The organism is Angustibacter peucedani, assembly GCF_054779595.1.
Genome location: NZ_BAAGXY010000039.1, coordinates 57,056 through 71,917 on the forward strand (window position 1 = coordinate 57,056; position 14,862 = coordinate 71,917).

The window sequence follows — 14,862 nt, forward strand, 5'->3', positions numbered from 1 at the left end:
AATGCCCGGTCAGCGCGGGAAGGCCTGCACGACGCACAGTGCCACGGCCACCGCGAGCACCGCGACGCGGCCGAGCTTCTCCGGCCCGGTCAGCCGCGGCCACGACAGGAACATCAACCAGGCGACGAACAGCACGACCAGCGCGGTGCACACCACGCCGACCGGTCCACCGACCAGGACGCCGACGACCAGCACCGCCAGCAGGACGAGGAACGGCACCGGCCGGGGCAGCGCCGTCAGCCGCAGCAGCAGCGGCCGGCTGGCCGCCTCGACGGACCGGCGCAGCCCGCCGGGAGCGCCGGGCTGGCCCGGGCGGGGTCCGGACGACGAGGGGTTGGTCACCGTGACATCCTCGCAGCATGCCGCTGGTGGTCGTGACGCGCTACGTCGTGCCCGAGGCCGAGGCCACGACGTTCCGCGAGCGCGGCCGCGAGGCGCTGGACGCGCTGCGCTCGCAGCCCGGCTGCCGCCGCGGGCACCTCGGCCGCTCGATCGACGAGCCCGGGCGCTGGCTGCTGCAGACCGAGTGGGAGACCACCGGCGCCTACCGCCGGGCGCTGTCGTCGTACGACGTGAAGCTGCGCGCCGTGCCGGTGATGTACCACGCGGTCGACGAGCCGAGCGCCTACGAGGCGCTGGCCGAGGCGTCGCCGGACGGCGTGGTCGACCACGCCAGCGACCGCGACCCGGGCGCCGGAACCGCGTCGCCCGGCCGCACGGCCGACCGGTAGCCTGGCTGCTCGCGCCGGCCGCTCTGGCCGCCTCGCGAGCCGACTCGTCGTCCGATCCCTGATGGAGTGATCCGCCCGTGGCCGCCAAGCCCGACTCCCGCATCGACACCGTCGTCAGCCTCGCCAAGCGGCGCGGTCTGGTGTACCCCTGCGGCGAGATCTACGGCGGCACCAAGTCGGCGTGGGACTACGGACCCCTCGGCGTCGAGCTGAAGGAGAACGTCAAGCGCCAGTGGTGGCGCTCGATGGTCACCAGCCGCGACGACGTCGTCGGCCTCGACTCCTCGGTGATCCTGCCCACCGCCACCTGGGTGGCGAGCGGCCACGTCGAGACGTTCACCGACCCGCTCACCGAGTGCCAGAGCTGCCACCGCCGCTTCCGCGCCGACCACCTGCAGGAGGCCGTCGCCGAGAAGAAGGGCCTGGAGAACCCGGACGACGTCGACATGGCCGAGGTCGCGTGCCCGAACTGCGGCACCCGCGGGGCCTGGACGCCGCCGCGCGCCTTCAGCGGCCTGCTGAAGACCTACCTCGGCGCGGTCGACGACGAGTCCGGCCTGCACTACCTGCGGCCCGAGACCGCCCAGGGCATCTTCCTGAACTTCCTCAACGTCATGACCTCGGCCCGCAAAAAGCCGCCGTTCGGCATCGCCCAGCAGGGCAAGAGCTTCCGCAACGAGATCACGCCCGGCAACTTCATCTTCCGCACGCGCGAGTTCGAGCAGATGGAGATGGAGTTCTTCGTCGAGCCGGGCACGGACGCCGAGTGGCACCAGACCTGGATCGACCTGCGCACGCAGTGGTACGTCGACCTCGGCATCGACCCCGACAACCTGCGCCACTACGAGCACCCGAAGGAGAAGCTCTCGCACTACTCGACGCGCACCGTCGACATCGAGTACCGCTTCCGCTTCGCCGGCTCGGAGTGGGGCGAGCTCGAGGGCATCGCCAACCGCACCGACTTCGACCTGACGACGCACAGCAAGCACTCCGGTGTCGACCTGTCGTACTTCGACCAGGGCAAGAACGAGCGCTGGACGCCGTACGTCATCGAGCCCGCCGCCGGTGTCGGCCGCTCGATGATGGCGTTCCTGCTCGACGCGTACGCCGAGGACGAGGCGCCGAACGCCAAGGGCGGCGTCGACAAGCGGGTCGTCCTCAAGCTCGACCCGCGGCTGTCGCCGATCAAGGCGGCCGTGCTGCCGCTGTCGCGCAACGCCGACCTGTCGCCGAAGGCGCGCGACCTCGCCGCGACGCTGCGCAAGAGCTGGAACATCGAGTTCGACGACGCCGGTGCTATCGGCCGCCGCTACCGCCGCCAGGACGAGATCGGCACGCCGTTCTGCCTCACGGTCGACTTCGACACCCTCGAGGACCACGCCGTGACCGTCCGGCACCGCGACTCGATGACCCAGGAGCGCGTGGCGCTCGACCAGGTCGAGGGCTACCTGGCGCAGCGCCTGCTCGGCTGCTGACGCTCAGCAGGAGCGGGCGGTCCACGCGTCGGCCGCGTCCGCGAGCCGTCGCAGCAGCAGGGCGACGAGCGGGTCGTCCTGCGACCCGGCCCGGACGGCCGCGTAGAAGTGCCGGGACGCGGGGGAGCCCAGCACCGGCACGACGGCCAGGCCCTCGACCGGCAGCGGCTGGGCCAGCCGCGGCACCAGGGCGACGCCCATGCCGGCGGCCACCAGCGCGCCGAGGGCGACCCAGTCGCCGACGTGGTGGCGGACGTCGGCCGTGAACCCCGCGTTGGTGCACACCGCGTCCGTGAGCTGGGCGCACGAGCCGCCGGGGTAGCCCGCGACCCAGGTCTGGTCGGCGAGGTCGACCAGGTGCACGCCGGCGGGGTCGGCCAGCGGGTGGTCGGCCGGCAGCACCGCGTCGAGCGGGTCCACCAGCAGGTCGACCCGGTGGTAGCGGGCGTCGGTGACCGGCGGGCTGGGCCGGTGGTGCACGGTGACGGCGACGTCGACGTCCCCGAGGTCGAGCGCGGTGAACAGGTCCGGCGGCTCGGACTCCTCGACGTTCCAGGTGATGCCAGGGTGGCTGTCCCGCAACGACTTCAGGGCTGGCGCGACGACCGCGGTGATGCCGGTCGAGAGCGAGGCGATGCTGAGGTGGCCGGCCTCGCCGGCGTCCCAGCTCGCGAGGTCGGCCCGCGCGGCCTGCAGCTGCTGCTCGATCACTGCGGCGTGGTCGAGCAGCCGGCGGGCGCGGCCGGTGAGCCGCACGCCGCGGCCGCGCTTCTCGAGCAGCTGCACGCCGGTCTCGCGCGACAGCCCGGCGATCTGCTGCGAGACGGCGGACGGCGTCAGGTGCAGCGCCGTGGCGGCGGCCGACACCGTGCCGTGCTGCTCGAGCACGCGCAGCACCCGCAGCCGGCGCAGGTCGATCGTGAAGTCGCGGCTTGACGTTGTCATGAAGAGATCGTAGATGGACTGAACGGTCGCGAGCCAGGACGATGGGGGCATGAGTCGTCGTGCCGCGCTGCTGTTCGTCGGGCTGTCGATCGCCTGGGGGATCCCGTACCTGCTGATCAAGGTGGCCGTCGAGGAGCTCAGCCCGCTGACCCTCGTCTTCGCCCGGACGGCACTCGGCGCCCTGCTGCTGCTGCCCGTGGCGCTCGCGAAGGGCTGGGTGCGTCCGGTACTGCGCCGCTGGCCCCAGCTGCTGGTGTTCACCGCGGTCGAGATCACCGTGCCGTGGCTGCTCCTGTCGCGCGCCGAGCAGCACCTCACCAGCTCGTTGACCGGCCTGCTCGTGGCGGCCGTGCCGCTCGTGGGCGTCGGGGTCGCGCTGGTGACCGGCCGGCACGAGGTGCTGGGCCGTCGCGGGGTGCTCGGCCTGGCTCTGGGCATCGCGGGTGTCGCGCTGCTCGTCGGCGTGGACGTCGGCGGCAGCCAGTGGTCGGCGGTCGGCGAGATGGCGGTCGTGGTCGTCGGCTACGCGTTCGGCGCCGCGCTGCTGGCCCGTTGGTTCTCCGACCTGCCGGGGCCCGGCGTCGTGGCGATGTCGCTGACCGCGGCGGCGCTCGGCTACCTGCCGTTCGCGCTGCCCGGCCTGCCGCACCAGCTGCCGTCGGCGAAGGTGAGCCTGTCGGTCGTGCTGCTGGCGGTGGTCTGCACGGCGGCCGCGTTCCTGCTGCTCGTGGCGCTGGTGGCCGAGATCGGGCCGGTGCGCGCCACGACCATCACCTACGTGAACCCGGCGGTCGCGGTCGCGGCCGGGGCGCTGCTGCTCGACGAGAAGGTGACCGGCTGGACGCTCGCCGGGTTCGCCGCGGTGATCCTGGGCTCGGTCCTGGTCAACCGCCGCCGCTCGCCGGCCGAGGTGCTCGACGACGCCGCTCCCTGCCCGGCGCCGGTGAACGCCGCGACCTGAGGGGAGCGGTGCGGGCACGACCGCACCAACCACGACCTGGACCCGTGACGGACGTCATGGGTGGGTCGTGACGGGCGCCGCAGGGACCGGAGCCGGCGTCCGGCCACGCTGGTCGTCATGAGCAGCAACTCCTCCCTGGCCACCGCGACCTCTGGGGCGACGTCCGGTGCGCGACCTGGTGCGTCGTCCCCCTCCAGCCCGGCGCTGCGCCTGCGCGACCTGCACCAGCACTTCGGTGCGGTGCAGGCGGTGCGGGGCATCGACCTCGAGATCCAGCGCGGCGAGGTCGTCGCGTTCCTCGGGCCGAACGGCGCCGGCAAGACCACGACCATCGACATGGTGCTGGGCCTGGCCCGGCCGACGTCCGGCACCGTCGAGGTGCTCGGCGGCTCCCCGCAGCAGGCCGTCGCCCGCGGCGAGATCGCCGCGGTCATGCAGACGGGCGGTCTGCTGAAGGACCTCACCGTGCGCGAGACCGTCCAGATGATGGCCGCGCTGTTCAGCTACTCGCGGCCGGTCGACGAGGTGCTGGCCCGCGCCGGCATCGCCGAGATCGCCGACCGCCGGGTCGGCAAGTGCTCGGGCGGGCAGCAGCAGCGGCTGCGGTTCGCGCTCGCGCTGGTCCCCGACCCCGAGCTGCTGGTGCTGGACGAGCCGACCACCGGCATGGACGTCGAGGGCCGGCGCGAGTTCTGGGCCGCGATCCGGGCCGACGCCGCCCGGGGCCGCACCGTCGTCTTCGCGACCCACTACCTCGACGAGGCCGACGCCTACGCCGACCGGATCGTGCTGGTCAGCCGGGGCAAGGTCGTCGCCGACGGCAGCGCTGCCCAGATCAAGAACCTCGCCTCGGGCCGCACGGTCAGCGCCACGCTGCCGGACGTCCCGGAGGTCGAGCTGGCCGCGCTGCCGGGCGTCGAGCGGGTCGAGCGCCGCGGCGACCGGGTGCTGCTGCGCTCGGCGGACTCCGACACCGTCGCCCGCCACCTGCTGACCGCCACCGCCGCGCGCGACGTCGAGATCACGTCGTCCGGGCTCGAGGACGCCTTCCTCGCGCTGACCGGCGACACCACCCCCGAGACCGGCACCACCGAGGAGGACCAGCGATGAGCGCGACGACCGTCACCGACGTCTGGGACGTGGACCGCACCCCGCGCGGGCGCGGAGGATTCAGCCTGACGTTCCTGAAGCTGGAGGTGCGGCGCCTGCTGCGCAACCGGCGCACGGTGTTCTTCACCCTCGTCATGCCGCCGGTGTTCCTGGCGATCTTCGGCACCAACGCCGAGTACAAGACCGAGCGCGCGGGTCTGGGCAACGTCACCGCCTACATCATGATCAGCATGGCCGTGTACGGCGCGATGCTGGCCACCACCAGCGGCGGCGCGATGGTGTCGGTCGAGCGGGCCGCGGGCTGGAGCCGCCAGCTGCGGCTGACCCCGTTGCGCCCGACCGCCTACATCGCCACCAAGCTCGTCACGGCCATGACCCTCGGCCTGATGTCGGTGCTCGTCGTGGGTGTCGTCGGCCGGCTGCTCGGCGCGCAGATCCCGTTGCACGTCTGGGTCGTCAGCGGGCTCGTCGCGTGGGTCGGGTCGGTGGTCTTCGCGGCCTTCGGGCTGTTCATGGGCTACCTGCTGCCGAGCGAGAACGTCATGCAGATCCTGGGCCCGGTGCTCGCGGTGCTGGCCTTCGCGGGCGGCCTGTTCGTCCCGCTGGACGACGGCTCGTGGTTCGCGACCGTCTCGAAGTTCACCCCCATGAACGGGCTCGCCTCGCTCAGCCGCGCGCCGCTCGGTGACACCGGCTGGGAGGCCACCGCGGTGCTCAACGTCGTGGTGTGGGCAGCCCTGTTCGCCGGTGGCGCGGCCTGGCGGTTCCGCCGCGACACCGCCCGGGTCTGAGCCTCTACGGTGGGCGCGTGAGCACCCGGACGACGGCCACCGCGGCCGGTGCGCGTCCTCTGGACGACGCGCCGGCCGCGGTGCCGGCGTCCGCGCTCACGGGCGTGGGACGGGCCCGGCCGGCGGTGTTCGCCGGCATCTGGCTCGTCTACCTGGTGCAGCCCGTGCTCGACGCGGTGCGCCGCGGCACGGCCTGGTCGCTCGTCGCGGTGGTGGCGCTGCTGGCGTTCGCCGGGCTGTTCGTGCTCGGGTCGCTGATGGTGCGGTCCGCCCGGCGCGAGCAGGGCGTGGCCGTCGTCCGGGTCGCGGTGCTCCTGGTCGTCATGCTCGGGCTGCTCGTGCTGGCGGCGCCGGGGGCCGGGGCGTCCGTCACCGGCGGGACGATCTACATCGGCGTGCTGTCGGTGATGGCCCTGCCGGGACGCGTGGCGCTGCCCGTGGTGGTGGCGCTGGCCGTCGCGTCGGAGGTCGTGCCGCGCGTCGTGCCCGGGTGGGACACCGACAGCTTCTTCGCCTTCCAGATCCTCATCGCCTGCTTCGCGGCCTGGGGCGTCACGCAGATCATCGCCCGCAACGCCGAGCTGCTCAAGGCGCGCGAGGAGATCGGCCGGCTGGCCGTCGCCGACGAGCGGGCCCGGCTCTCGCGCGACCTGCACGACATCCTCGGCCACTCCCTGACCGTCATCACGGTCAAGGCGGAGCTGGCCGGGCGGCTGGCCGAGGCCGAGGGCGCACCCGGCGCGCAGGCCGAGATCGGGGACGTCGAGCGGCTGGCGCGCGAGGCGCTGGCCGACGTCCGGGCCACCGTCGGGGGGATGCGCGGCGTGACGTTGGCGGGCGAGCTGGCCGGGGCGCGCACCGCCCTGGAGGCCGCGGGGATCGCCGCCCACCTGCCGTCGTCCGTCGACGACGTCCCGGCCGAGCGGCGCGAGCTGTTCGCCTGGGCGGTGCGCGAGGGCGTGACGAACGTGGTGCGGCACAGCCGGGCCGGGGCCTGCGTCGTGCGGCTGACCGCGTCGTCGGTCGAGGTGCAGGACGACGGGTGCGGGCCGTCGTCCGGCGGCGGCGGGCAGGGGCTGGCCGGGTTGCGCGACCGCGCGAGCGCGGCGGATGCGGCCATGACGGTGGGCTCGGCGCCCGGCGGCGGGTTCGTGCTGCGCGTGGCGGTCGCGTGAGCGAGCCGATCCGGCTGCTGCTCGCCGACGACCAGGCGCTCGTGCGCGGGGCGCTCGCGGCCCTGCTGCGGCTCGAGCCCGACCTCGAGGTCGTGGCCGAGGTGTCCTCGGGTGCCGAGGTGGTCGAGGCGGCCCGGGCGGCACAGCCGGACGTCGCGCTGCTCGACGTCGAGATGGGCGAGGTCGACGGCATCACGGCAGCGGGAGCGCTGCGGTCGGCGGTGCCCGGCTGCCGGGTGCTGATGGTGACGACGTTCGGGCGGCCGGGCTACCTGCGCCGGGCCATGGCGGCGGGCGCCAGCGGCTTCGTCGTCAAGGACACCCCGGCCCGCCAGCTCGCGGACGCGGTGCGGCGCGTGCACTCCGGGCTGCGGGTGGTCGACCCCTCGCTCGCGGCCGAGACGCTCGCGGTCGGCGACAGCCCGCTGACCCGGCGCGAGGAGGAGGTGCTGGCGGCGGCGCGCGGCGGCGGCACGGTCGCCGACATCGCGGCGTCGCTGCACCTGTCGGAGGGCACGGTGCGCAACCACCTGTCGGCCGCCATCGGCAAGACCGGTGCCCGCACCCGCGCCGAGGCCGTGCGCATCGCCGACACCCACGGCTGGCTGCTGGCCTGACGCGGGGCGCTCTGGCTCGTCCACCGGTGGACGACGCGAGTCCCGTCGTCCACAGGGCGCGGCTGCGTCGTCGTGCCGCCAGCGGTTGCCGGGCAGCGTGGTCGCCGGAGGTGGTCGTGTGGCCGCGAAGGACACGGTGGGGCGCTACGGCGAGGACGTCGCGGCGCGGCACCTGACCGAGCTCGGGTACCAGGTGCTGCACCGCAACTGGCGGTGCGACCTCGGTGAGATCGACATCGTCGCGCGCGACGGCGACTGCCTGGTCGTGTGCGAGGTGAAGACGCGTCGCGGTGCCGCGTTCGGGCATCCGGCCGAGGCGGTGACGGCCCGCAAGCTCGCCCGGCTGCGGCGGCTGGCCGCGCGCTGGCTGGCCGAGTCGGGGCTGCACCCGCCGGCGGTGCGGATCGACGTGGTCGCGGTGCACCGCCCGCCGTCGGGCGCGGCGCGGGTTGAGCACCTGCGGGCGGTGGCCTGATGGCGCTCGGGGTCACGCACTGCGTCGCGCTCAGCGGGCTGGACGGCCACGTGGTCGACGTCGAGGCCGACCTGGCCAACGGGCTGCCGGCGTTCACCATCACCGGACTGCCCGACACCTCACTCGGTGAGGCGCGCGACCGCGTGCGGGCGGCGTGCCACAACTCCGGTGTCGCGCTGCCGACGCGGCGCATCACGGTCAACCTCTCGCCCGCGTCGCTGCCCAAGGCGGGCACGGCCTTCGACGTCGCGATCGCCGTGGCGGTGCTGGTGGCCGGGGAGGTCGTGCCGGAGGAGGCAGCGCGCGGCGTCGTCCACCTGGGCGAGCTCGGGCTCGACGGCCGCGTCCGGGCGGTGCGGGGCGTGCTGCCCGCGGTGCTGGCGGCGGCCCGTCGCGGGATCGAGCGGGTCGTGGTGCCGGCGGCCAACGTGGCGGAGGCGTCGCTGGTGCCGGGGGTGCGCGTGCACGGAGCCCGGTCGCTGGCCGGGCTGGTCGCGGCCTACCGCGGCGAGGCGGGCGGCCCCGAGCCCGTCGACGACGACGACACCGGCCCGGACCTCGACGACGACCCGGCGCCCGCGCCCGACCTCGCCGACGTCGTCGGCCAGGACGAGGCCCGGCAGAGTCTCGAGGTCGCGGCGGCGGGCGGCCACCACCTCTTCCTCCTCGGTCCGCCAGGCGCGGGGAAGACCATGCTGGCCGCGCGGCTGCCGTCGCTGCTGCCCGACCTCGACGGGGCTGCTGCACTCGAGGTGACCGCCGTGCACTCGCTCGCCGGTGCGCTGCCGCCGGGCTCGGGGCTCGTGCTGCGCCCGCCTTTCGTCGACCCGCACCACACCGCCTCGGCCGCGTCGGTGGTCGGGGGAGGGGTCGGGGTCCCGCGCCCGGGTGCGGCGTCGCGGGCGCACCACGGCGTGCTGTTCCTGGACGAGGCCCCCGAGTTCGAGCGGCGGGTGCTCGACGCGCTGCGGCAGCCGCTCGAGGAGGGCGAGCTGGTGATCCACCGCTCGGCCGGGCACGCCCGGTACCCGGCGCGGTTCCAGCTCGTGCTCGCGGCCAACCCGTGCCCGTGCGGCCGGGCGAGCGGCAAGGGCACCGAGTGCACCTGCACGCCGATGGCCCGGCGGCGCTACCTGCACCGCCTGTCCGGACCGCTGCTCGACCGCGTCGACCTGCGGGTGCAGGTGCTGCCGGTGACGCGGGCGGCCCTGTCCACGGCCGGTCCGGGGGTCTCGTCGGCCACCGTCGCGGCCCGCGTGGCCGGGGCGAGGGCGGCGCAGCGCGAGCGGTGGCGCGGCACGCCGTGGCGGCTCAACGCCCACGTGCCGGGCCACGAGCTGCGGCGTGGACGCTGGCGGCTCCCGCCCGCCTCGACCAAGCCGATCGACCTCGGCATCGAGCGCGGCACGATCACGGTGCGCGGGTACGACCGGGTACTGCGCTCGGCGTGGACGCTCGCCGACCTCGGCGGTCGGTCCTCGCCGGTCGAGGCCGACGTCTCGCTCGCGTACGCGCTGCGCCAGGACGCGGCATGAGCGGCTCGCGGCGCCTGGCCCTTCGCTTCGACCCGGACGACGAGCTGCTGGCCCGTGTCGCCTGGTCGCGCCTCGCCGAGCCGGGCGACCCGAGGGTGTCGACGCTCGTCGAGCAGGTGGGGGCCGGCGGGGCGCTGGAGGCGCTGCTGACGCGCCAGGTCGAGTGGATGCTGCGCTACCGCGCGCGCCTCGGCGAGCTCGACCCGCAGCGCGACCTGCGCACCCTGCACTCCCTCGGCGGCCGGGTCGTGCTGCCGTCCTCGGCCGAGTGGCCCGAGGGCTTCGGGCGGCTCAGCGCCCCGCCGGTGTGCCTGTGGGTGCGCGGTCCGGTCGAGCTCGACGCGCTGGCCCGGCGCTCGGTCGCGGTGGTGGGGGCGCGGGCGTCGTCCGGCTACGGCGAGCACGTCACCGGCGAGATCGCGGCGGGCGTGGCCGAGCGCGGCTTCCTCGTGGTGAGCGGGCTGGCGTACGGCATCGACGCCAGCGCTCACCGGGCCGCCCTCGCGGCGGGGCGCACCGTCGCCTTCGTCGCCGGAGGCCTCGACCGCGCCTACCCGCAGGGCAACGACCAGCTGATGCAGGCGCTCGCGGACGACGGGGCCGTGGTGAGCGAGGTCCCGCCGGGATCGGCGCCCACGCGGTCGCGGTTCCTGCAGCGCAACCGGCTCATCGCCGCGGCGTCCGGCGGCACCGTCGTCGTGGAGGCCGCGCTGCGCAGCGGGGCGCTCAACACGGCGCGCACGGCGGCAGCGCTCGGTCGGCCGGTGGGCGCGGTGCCGGGGCCGGTGACGTCGGCGGCCTCGGCGGGCTGCCACGAGCTGGTGCGCGACGGCCGCGCCGTGCTGGTCACCGACGCGGCCGAGGTGGTCGACCTCGTGGGTCGGCTGGGCGAGGACTCGGCGGCACCTCGCGCGGGTCGCGCCGGGCCGGCGGACGACCTCGACCCCGTGACCCTGCGGGTGCTCGACGCGCTGCCGGTGCGGCAAGGGCGACCCCTCGACCGGTTGTGCGTGGCGGCGGGGCTCGACCCGTCGACGCTGCAGGCGGCGCTCGGGCGGCTCGCCCTGCTCGGGCTGGCCGAGCGCCACGGCGCGGGCTGGCGGGTCCTGCGGGTGGCTCCGTCGCGCGTCCCCGCGGACGAGCGGCAGGTGCGACGCGTCGTCCGCGACGACGTCCCGGAGGGCGCGTGAGCCGGCTGCTCCGTCCGGGTGCCCCGCGCGGTGCCGCCGCGCGTCGGGGCGCGACGAGCGGACGTCCGCCGTAGCGTGGCGGGGTGACGACGACCCCGACGTCCACCGCGACGTCCTCCGCGACGTCCAGCGGCCTGCCGCTGAGCGGCGAGGTCGAGGACGCCGTGGAGGAGTTCGGCCGTCACCTGCGCACCGAGCGCGGCCGGTCCGCGCACACCGAGCGGGCGTACGTCACCGACGTGCGGGCGCTGCTGGAGTTCGCGGCCGTGCGCGGGGCGACCACGCTCGACGCGCTGACCCTGCCGCTGCTGCGCTCGTGGCTGGCCTCGCTGACCGCCGCCGGCAAGGCGCGGTCGACCGTGGCCCGGCGCGCTGCGGCGGCCCGCGCGTTCTGCCGCTGGGCCACCCGCACGCAGCGCATGGCCAAGGACCCGTCGGTGCGTCTCGGCTCGCCCAAGCGCGAACGGCACCTGCCCGGCGTCCTGCGCCGCGAGCAGGCGGCCGGCCTGCTGGAGGTCGCCGGCGTCGCGGCCGACGACGGCGACCCGCTGCACCAGCGCGACCGGGCCGCGCTCGAGCTGCTGTACGCCAGCGGCATCCGGGTCGGCGAGCTCGTCGGCCTGGACGTCGACGACGTCGACCTCGACCGGCGCACCCTGCGTGTCGTCGGGAAGGGCGACAAGCAGCGCGTGGTTCCCTTCGGTGTGCCGGCAGCGCGAGCTCTCGTCGAGTGGCTGTCCGACGGCCGCCCGCGACTGGCGACCGCGGACAGCGGTCCCGCACTCCTGCTCGGCCGCCGCGGTCGGCGCGCCGACCAGCGCCAGGTGCGCTCGGCCGTGCACGAGCTGCTGCGCCACGTGCCGGACGCCGACGACCTCGGACCGCACGGTCTGCGGCACTCCGCCGCCACGCACCTGCTCGAGGGAGGAGCTGACCTGAGAGCCGTTCAAGAACTGCTCGGCCACGCTACGCTCGCCACGACGCAGATCTACACCCACGTATCCGTCGAGAGGCTGAAGACGACCTATGAGCAGGCGCACCCGCGAGCCTGAGGCAGAGGTCGCGGTGGACCCGCGGCGCGCCTCGGCAGATCCGGAGGCGTCCTCGCCGAGCAACCAGGGGGATGACATGTCGGCCTCAGAGACCGACGCCACGACGACTCCGGAGACGGACGACGACGTGGAGCTCGAGGAGTCGGACGACGTCGAGGTCGACGAGGTGGACGACCCGGTCGCGGCCAACGCGGCGGCCATCGCCGAGCTGTGGCACACCTACAAGTCCGAGGGCGACCCGGCCGTGCGCGAGAAGCTGATCCTGCACTACTCGCCCCTGGTCAAGTACGTGGCCGGTCGCGTCGGCGTGGGTCTGCCGCCGAACATCGAGCAGGCCGACCTCGTCAGCTACGGCATCTTCGGCCTGATCGACGCGATCGAGAAGTTCGACATCGAGCGCGCGATCAAGTTCGAGACCTACGCGATCTCGCGCGTGCGCGGCGCCATCATCGACGAGCTGCGCGCGATCGACTGGATCCCGCGCTCGGTGCGGCACAAGGCCCGCGAGGTCGAGCGCGCCTACGCCGAGCTCGAGGGCCAGCTGCACCGCACCCCCACCGAGGCCGAGGTGGCCGACCGGATGGGCATCAAGGTCGGCGACCTGCACCACATCTTCAGCCAGGTCTCGTACGTCAACGTCGTGGCGCTCGACGAGCTGCTCAGCGTCGGCGGCGAGAAGGGCGACTCGCTCACCCTCGGCGACACCCTCGAGGACAAGGGCGCCGAGGACCCGGTGCTCGCGTTCGAGGGCGAGGAGACGAAGTACCTGCTGGCGCGGGCCATCAACCAGCTGCCCGAGCGCGAGAAGATCGTCGTCACCCTCTACTACTACGAGGGCCTGACCCTGGCCGAGATCGGCCAGGTGCTCGGCGTCACCGAGTCGCGCATCTGCCAGATGCACACCAAGGCCGTGCTGCAGCTGCGCGGCAAGATCGCCGAGGTCACCGCCGGCTGAGCGGCCGCCTGCTCGCAGGCGCCGCCCGCAGCGGCCGCTCACCCGAGCGGCAGCAGCACCGGCGGTCCGCGCCCGACGAGGGTGAGCGGGTCGAGGTAGCGCGCGCCGTCCCGCAGGCCCCAGTGCACGCAGGCCGCGGGGGCGCAGTGGCCGAGCATCCCGGCGTCCGCGACCACCCCGAGGGGGTCGCCGGCGTGCACGGCCCGGCCGGTGGGCACCCGTCGTCCGAGCGGCTCGTAGCTGGTGCGCAGGCCGGCAGCGTGCGTCACGACGACGACGCCGCGCCCGGCCACCACGCCCGAGAAGGTCACGCGGCCGGCGCCGGCCGCCAGCACCGGCTGCCCGATGGCGGCGGCCAGGTCGACCCCGCGGTGGCCGGCGCCCCACGGCGTGGGGGGAGCGCGGAACGGCCGGACCACCGCGGGACGTGGTGCGAGCGGCCAGCCCCAGGAACGCACCGGTGCCGGCCGCAGCAGGGGACCGGCCACGGTCGGCGGTGCGCTCGGCACCGAGGGGGTGAACGCCGCCAGCGCGGCCAGGAGCATCGCTCGAACCATGCCGACGATCCTGCGACCGGACGTCGGTGCCGGCCGAGCGCCGTCGCGCGGCCTGTGGACGGCGGGACGACGGCCGTCCACCGGTGGACGGCGCGCGCTACCCGGCGCGCAGCCGGCTCAGCCGCTCGGCCGCCTCCTCCAGCACCGCAGGCTGCTTGCAGAACGCGAACCGCACGAGCGAGCGCCCGGCGTCCGGGTCGTCGTGGAAGACCCCGACCGGCACGCCGACGACCCCGGCCAGGCGCGGCAGGTCGCGGCACAGGGCCAGCCCGTCGGGGTAGCCCAGCTCGGCACCGTCGACGACCACGAAGTACGTGCCCGCCGGCACCAGCGGCGTGAACCCGGCCGAGCGCAACCCCTCGCACAGCAGGTCCCGCCCGCGCTGCAACGTCGCGGCGAGCCCGGTGAAGACGTCGTCCGGCAGCCGCAGCCCGTGCGCCACCGCCGGCTGGAACGGCCCGGACGCCACGAAGGTCACGAACTGCTTCACCGCGCGCACGGCGTCCACCAGCTCGGCCGGTCCGTGCACCCAGCCGACCTTCCACCCGGTCACCGAGAACGTCTTGCCGGCCGACGAGATGGTCAGCGTGCGCTCGGCCATGCCGGGCAGCGTCGCGACCGGCACGTGCCGACCGTCGGTCGGGCCGTCGGTGAAGAGCAGGTGCTCGTAGACCTCGTCGCTCACGACCACCGCGCCGTGCTCGCGCGCCAGCGAGGCGACCAGCGAGAGCTCGTCCGGCGTGAACACCTTGCCGGTCGGGTTGTGCGGTGAGTTCATCAGCACCACGCGCGTGCGGTCGCTGAACGCCGCGCGCAGCGCGGCCTCGTCGACCGCGAAGTCCGGCGCCCGCAGCACCACGGTGCGCCGCACCCCGCCGGCCAGGGCCACCGACGCCGCGTACGAGTCGTAGTAGGGCTCGAACATCACGACCTCGTCGCCCGGCTCGACCAACGCCAGCAGGCTGGCCGCGATCGCCTCGGTCGCTCCGGCCGTCACCAGCACCTGCGTGGCCGGGTCGACGTCCAGCCCGTAGAACCGCTGCTGGTGCTCGGCCACGGCCTCGCGCAGCTCGGGCACGCCGGGACCGGGCGGGTACTGGTTGCGTCCCGAGCGCACCGCCTCGACCGCCGCCTCCAGCACGGACGACGGCCCGTCGGTGTCGGGGAAGCCCTGCCCGAGGTTGATGGCGCCGGTCTGCTGGGCCAGCGCCGTCATCTCGGCGAAGATCGTCGTGCCGAACCCCCGCATCCGCTCGACGAGAAAAGGCGTGCGCGCGGGGAGGTCCATGCCGC

16 protein-coding genes are annotated in these 14,862 nt (G+C 74.9%); 12 read left to right on the forward strand and 4 right to left on the reverse strand.

Features of this window, described 5'->3' with window-relative positions; translation table 11 throughout:
• Nucleotides 1-9: 9 nt before the first annotated feature.
• A complete protein-coding gene (locus ACYVJ4_RS08855; RefSeq protein ID WP_460459759.1) occupies nucleotides 10-342 on the reverse strand; it encodes a DUF6703 family protein in 333 nt (110 codons plus the stop codon).
• Between the two features lie 23 nt (nucleotides 343-365).
• Here ACYVJ4_RS08855 and ACYVJ4_RS08860 point away from each other — a divergent pair, with 23 nt between their 5' ends.
• Both ACYVJ4_RS08860 and ACYVJ4_RS08865 read left to right on the forward strand, forming a co-directional pair.
• On the forward strand, nucleotides 366-731 hold the full coding sequence (locus tag ACYVJ4_RS08860; protein ID WP_460459794.1) for an antibiotic biosynthesis monooxygenase family protein: 366 nt from the start codon (nucleotides 366-368) through the stop codon (nucleotides 729-731).
• A gap of 77 nt (nucleotides 732-808) precedes the next feature.
• The gene (locus ACYVJ4_RS08865) at nucleotides 809-2,206 is read left to right on the forward strand and encodes a glycine--tRNA ligase (RefSeq protein ID WP_460459760.1); all 1,398 of its coding nucleotides are present in this window, start codon (nucleotides 809-811) and stop codon (nucleotides 2,204-2,206) included.
• Nucleotides 2,207-2,209: 3 nt separating this feature from the next.
• On the opposite strand, the gene ACYVJ4_RS08870 is transcribed toward ACYVJ4_RS08865, so the two are convergent.
• Entirely contained in the window at nucleotides 2,210-3,151 is a 942-nt protein-coding gene (locus tag ACYVJ4_RS08870; RefSeq protein ID WP_460459761.1) for a LysR family transcriptional regulator, read from the reverse strand.
• A gap of 49 nt (nucleotides 3,152-3,200) precedes the next feature.
• On the opposite strand from ACYVJ4_RS08870, the gene ACYVJ4_RS08875 reads away from it, so the two are divergent.
• The 10 genes from ACYVJ4_RS08875 to whiG all read left to right on the forward strand — a co-directional run bounded on the left by ACYVJ4_RS08875 (nucleotide 3,201) and on the right by whiG (nucleotide 13,012).
• Complete coding sequence (locus tag ACYVJ4_RS08875; RefSeq protein WP_460459762.1) at nucleotides 3,201-4,112, forward strand: DMT family transporter; 912 nt, start codon at nucleotides 3,201-3,203, stop codon at nucleotides 4,110-4,112.
• Between the two features lie 117 nt (nucleotides 4,113-4,229).
• Nucleotides 4,230-5,222 carry an ABC transporter ATP-binding protein gene (locus ACYVJ4_RS08880; RefSeq protein ID WP_460459763.1) on the forward strand — a complete coding sequence of 331 codons (993 nt, stop codon included), beginning with the start codon at nucleotides 4,230-4,232 and terminating at the stop codon, nucleotides 5,220-5,222.
• Nucleotides 5,219-6,013, forward strand: coding sequence for an ABC transporter permease (locus tag ACYVJ4_RS08885; RefSeq protein WP_460459764.1), 795 nt, complete (start codon nucleotides 5,219-5,221; stop codon nucleotides 6,011-6,013). The genes ACYVJ4_RS08880 and ACYVJ4_RS08885 overlap by 4 nt, the downstream gene beginning before the upstream one ends.
• A 17-nt stretch (nucleotides 6,014-6,030) precedes the next feature.
• Nucleotides 6,031-7,188 carry a histidine kinase gene (locus ACYVJ4_RS08890; protein ID WP_460459765.1) on the forward strand — a complete coding sequence of 386 codons (1,158 nt, stop codon included), beginning with the start codon at nucleotides 6,031-6,033 and terminating at the stop codon, nucleotides 7,186-7,188.
• The gene (locus ACYVJ4_RS08895) at nucleotides 7,185-7,805 is read left to right on the forward strand and encodes a response regulator transcription factor (RefSeq protein ID WP_460459766.1); all 621 of its coding nucleotides are present in this window, start codon (nucleotides 7,185-7,187) and stop codon (nucleotides 7,803-7,805) included. The genes ACYVJ4_RS08890 and ACYVJ4_RS08895 overlap by 4 nt, the downstream gene beginning before the upstream one ends.
• Before the next feature lie 118 nt (nucleotides 7,806-7,923).
• Nucleotides 7,924-8,280 (forward strand): YraN family protein, encoded by a 357-nt coding sequence (locus ACYVJ4_RS08900; RefSeq protein ID WP_460459767.1) that lies wholly within the window; start codon nucleotides 7,924-7,926, stop codon nucleotides 8,278-8,280.
• A complete protein-coding gene (locus tag ACYVJ4_RS08905; protein ID WP_460459768.1) occupies nucleotides 8,280-9,815 on the forward strand; it encodes a YifB family Mg chelatase-like AAA ATPase in 1,536 nt (511 codons plus the stop codon). Before ACYVJ4_RS08900 ends, ACYVJ4_RS08905 begins: the two co-directional genes overlap by 1 nt.
• Nucleotides 9,812-11,005, forward strand: a complete 1,194-nt coding sequence (gene dprA, locus ACYVJ4_RS08910; RefSeq protein WP_460459769.1) for a DNA-processing protein DprA — start codon at nucleotides 9,812-9,814, stop codon at nucleotides 11,003-11,005. Before ACYVJ4_RS08905 ends, dprA begins: the two co-directional genes overlap by 4 nt.
• Before the next feature lie 134 nt (nucleotides 11,006-11,139).
• On the forward strand, nucleotides 11,140-12,057 hold the full coding sequence (locus tag ACYVJ4_RS08915) for a tyrosine recombinase (RefSeq protein ID WP_460459795.1): 918 nt from the start codon (nucleotides 11,140-11,142) through the stop codon (nucleotides 12,055-12,057).
• Between the two features lie 76 nt (nucleotides 12,058-12,133).
• On the forward strand, nucleotides 12,134-13,012 hold the full coding sequence (gene whiG / locus ACYVJ4_RS08920; RefSeq protein WP_460459770.1) for an RNA polymerase sigma factor WhiG: 879 nt from the start codon (nucleotides 12,134-12,136) through the stop codon (nucleotides 13,010-13,012).
• 38 nt (nucleotides 13,013-13,050) lie between these two features.
• On the opposite strand, the gene ACYVJ4_RS08925 is transcribed toward whiG, so the two are convergent.
• Together ACYVJ4_RS08925 and ACYVJ4_RS08930 are read right to left on the reverse strand one after the other, a co-directional pair.
• A complete protein-coding gene (locus ACYVJ4_RS08925; protein WP_460459771.1) occupies nucleotides 13,051-13,569 on the reverse strand; it encodes a M23 family metallopeptidase in 519 nt (172 codons plus the stop codon).
• 97 nt (nucleotides 13,570-13,666) lie between these two features.
• Nucleotides 13,667-14,857, reverse strand: coding sequence for a pyridoxal phosphate-dependent aminotransferase (locus tag ACYVJ4_RS08930; RefSeq protein WP_460459772.1), 1,191 nt, complete (start codon nucleotides 14,855-14,857; stop codon nucleotides 13,667-13,669).
• Between the last annotated feature and the right edge of the window lie 5 nt (nucleotides 14,858-14,862).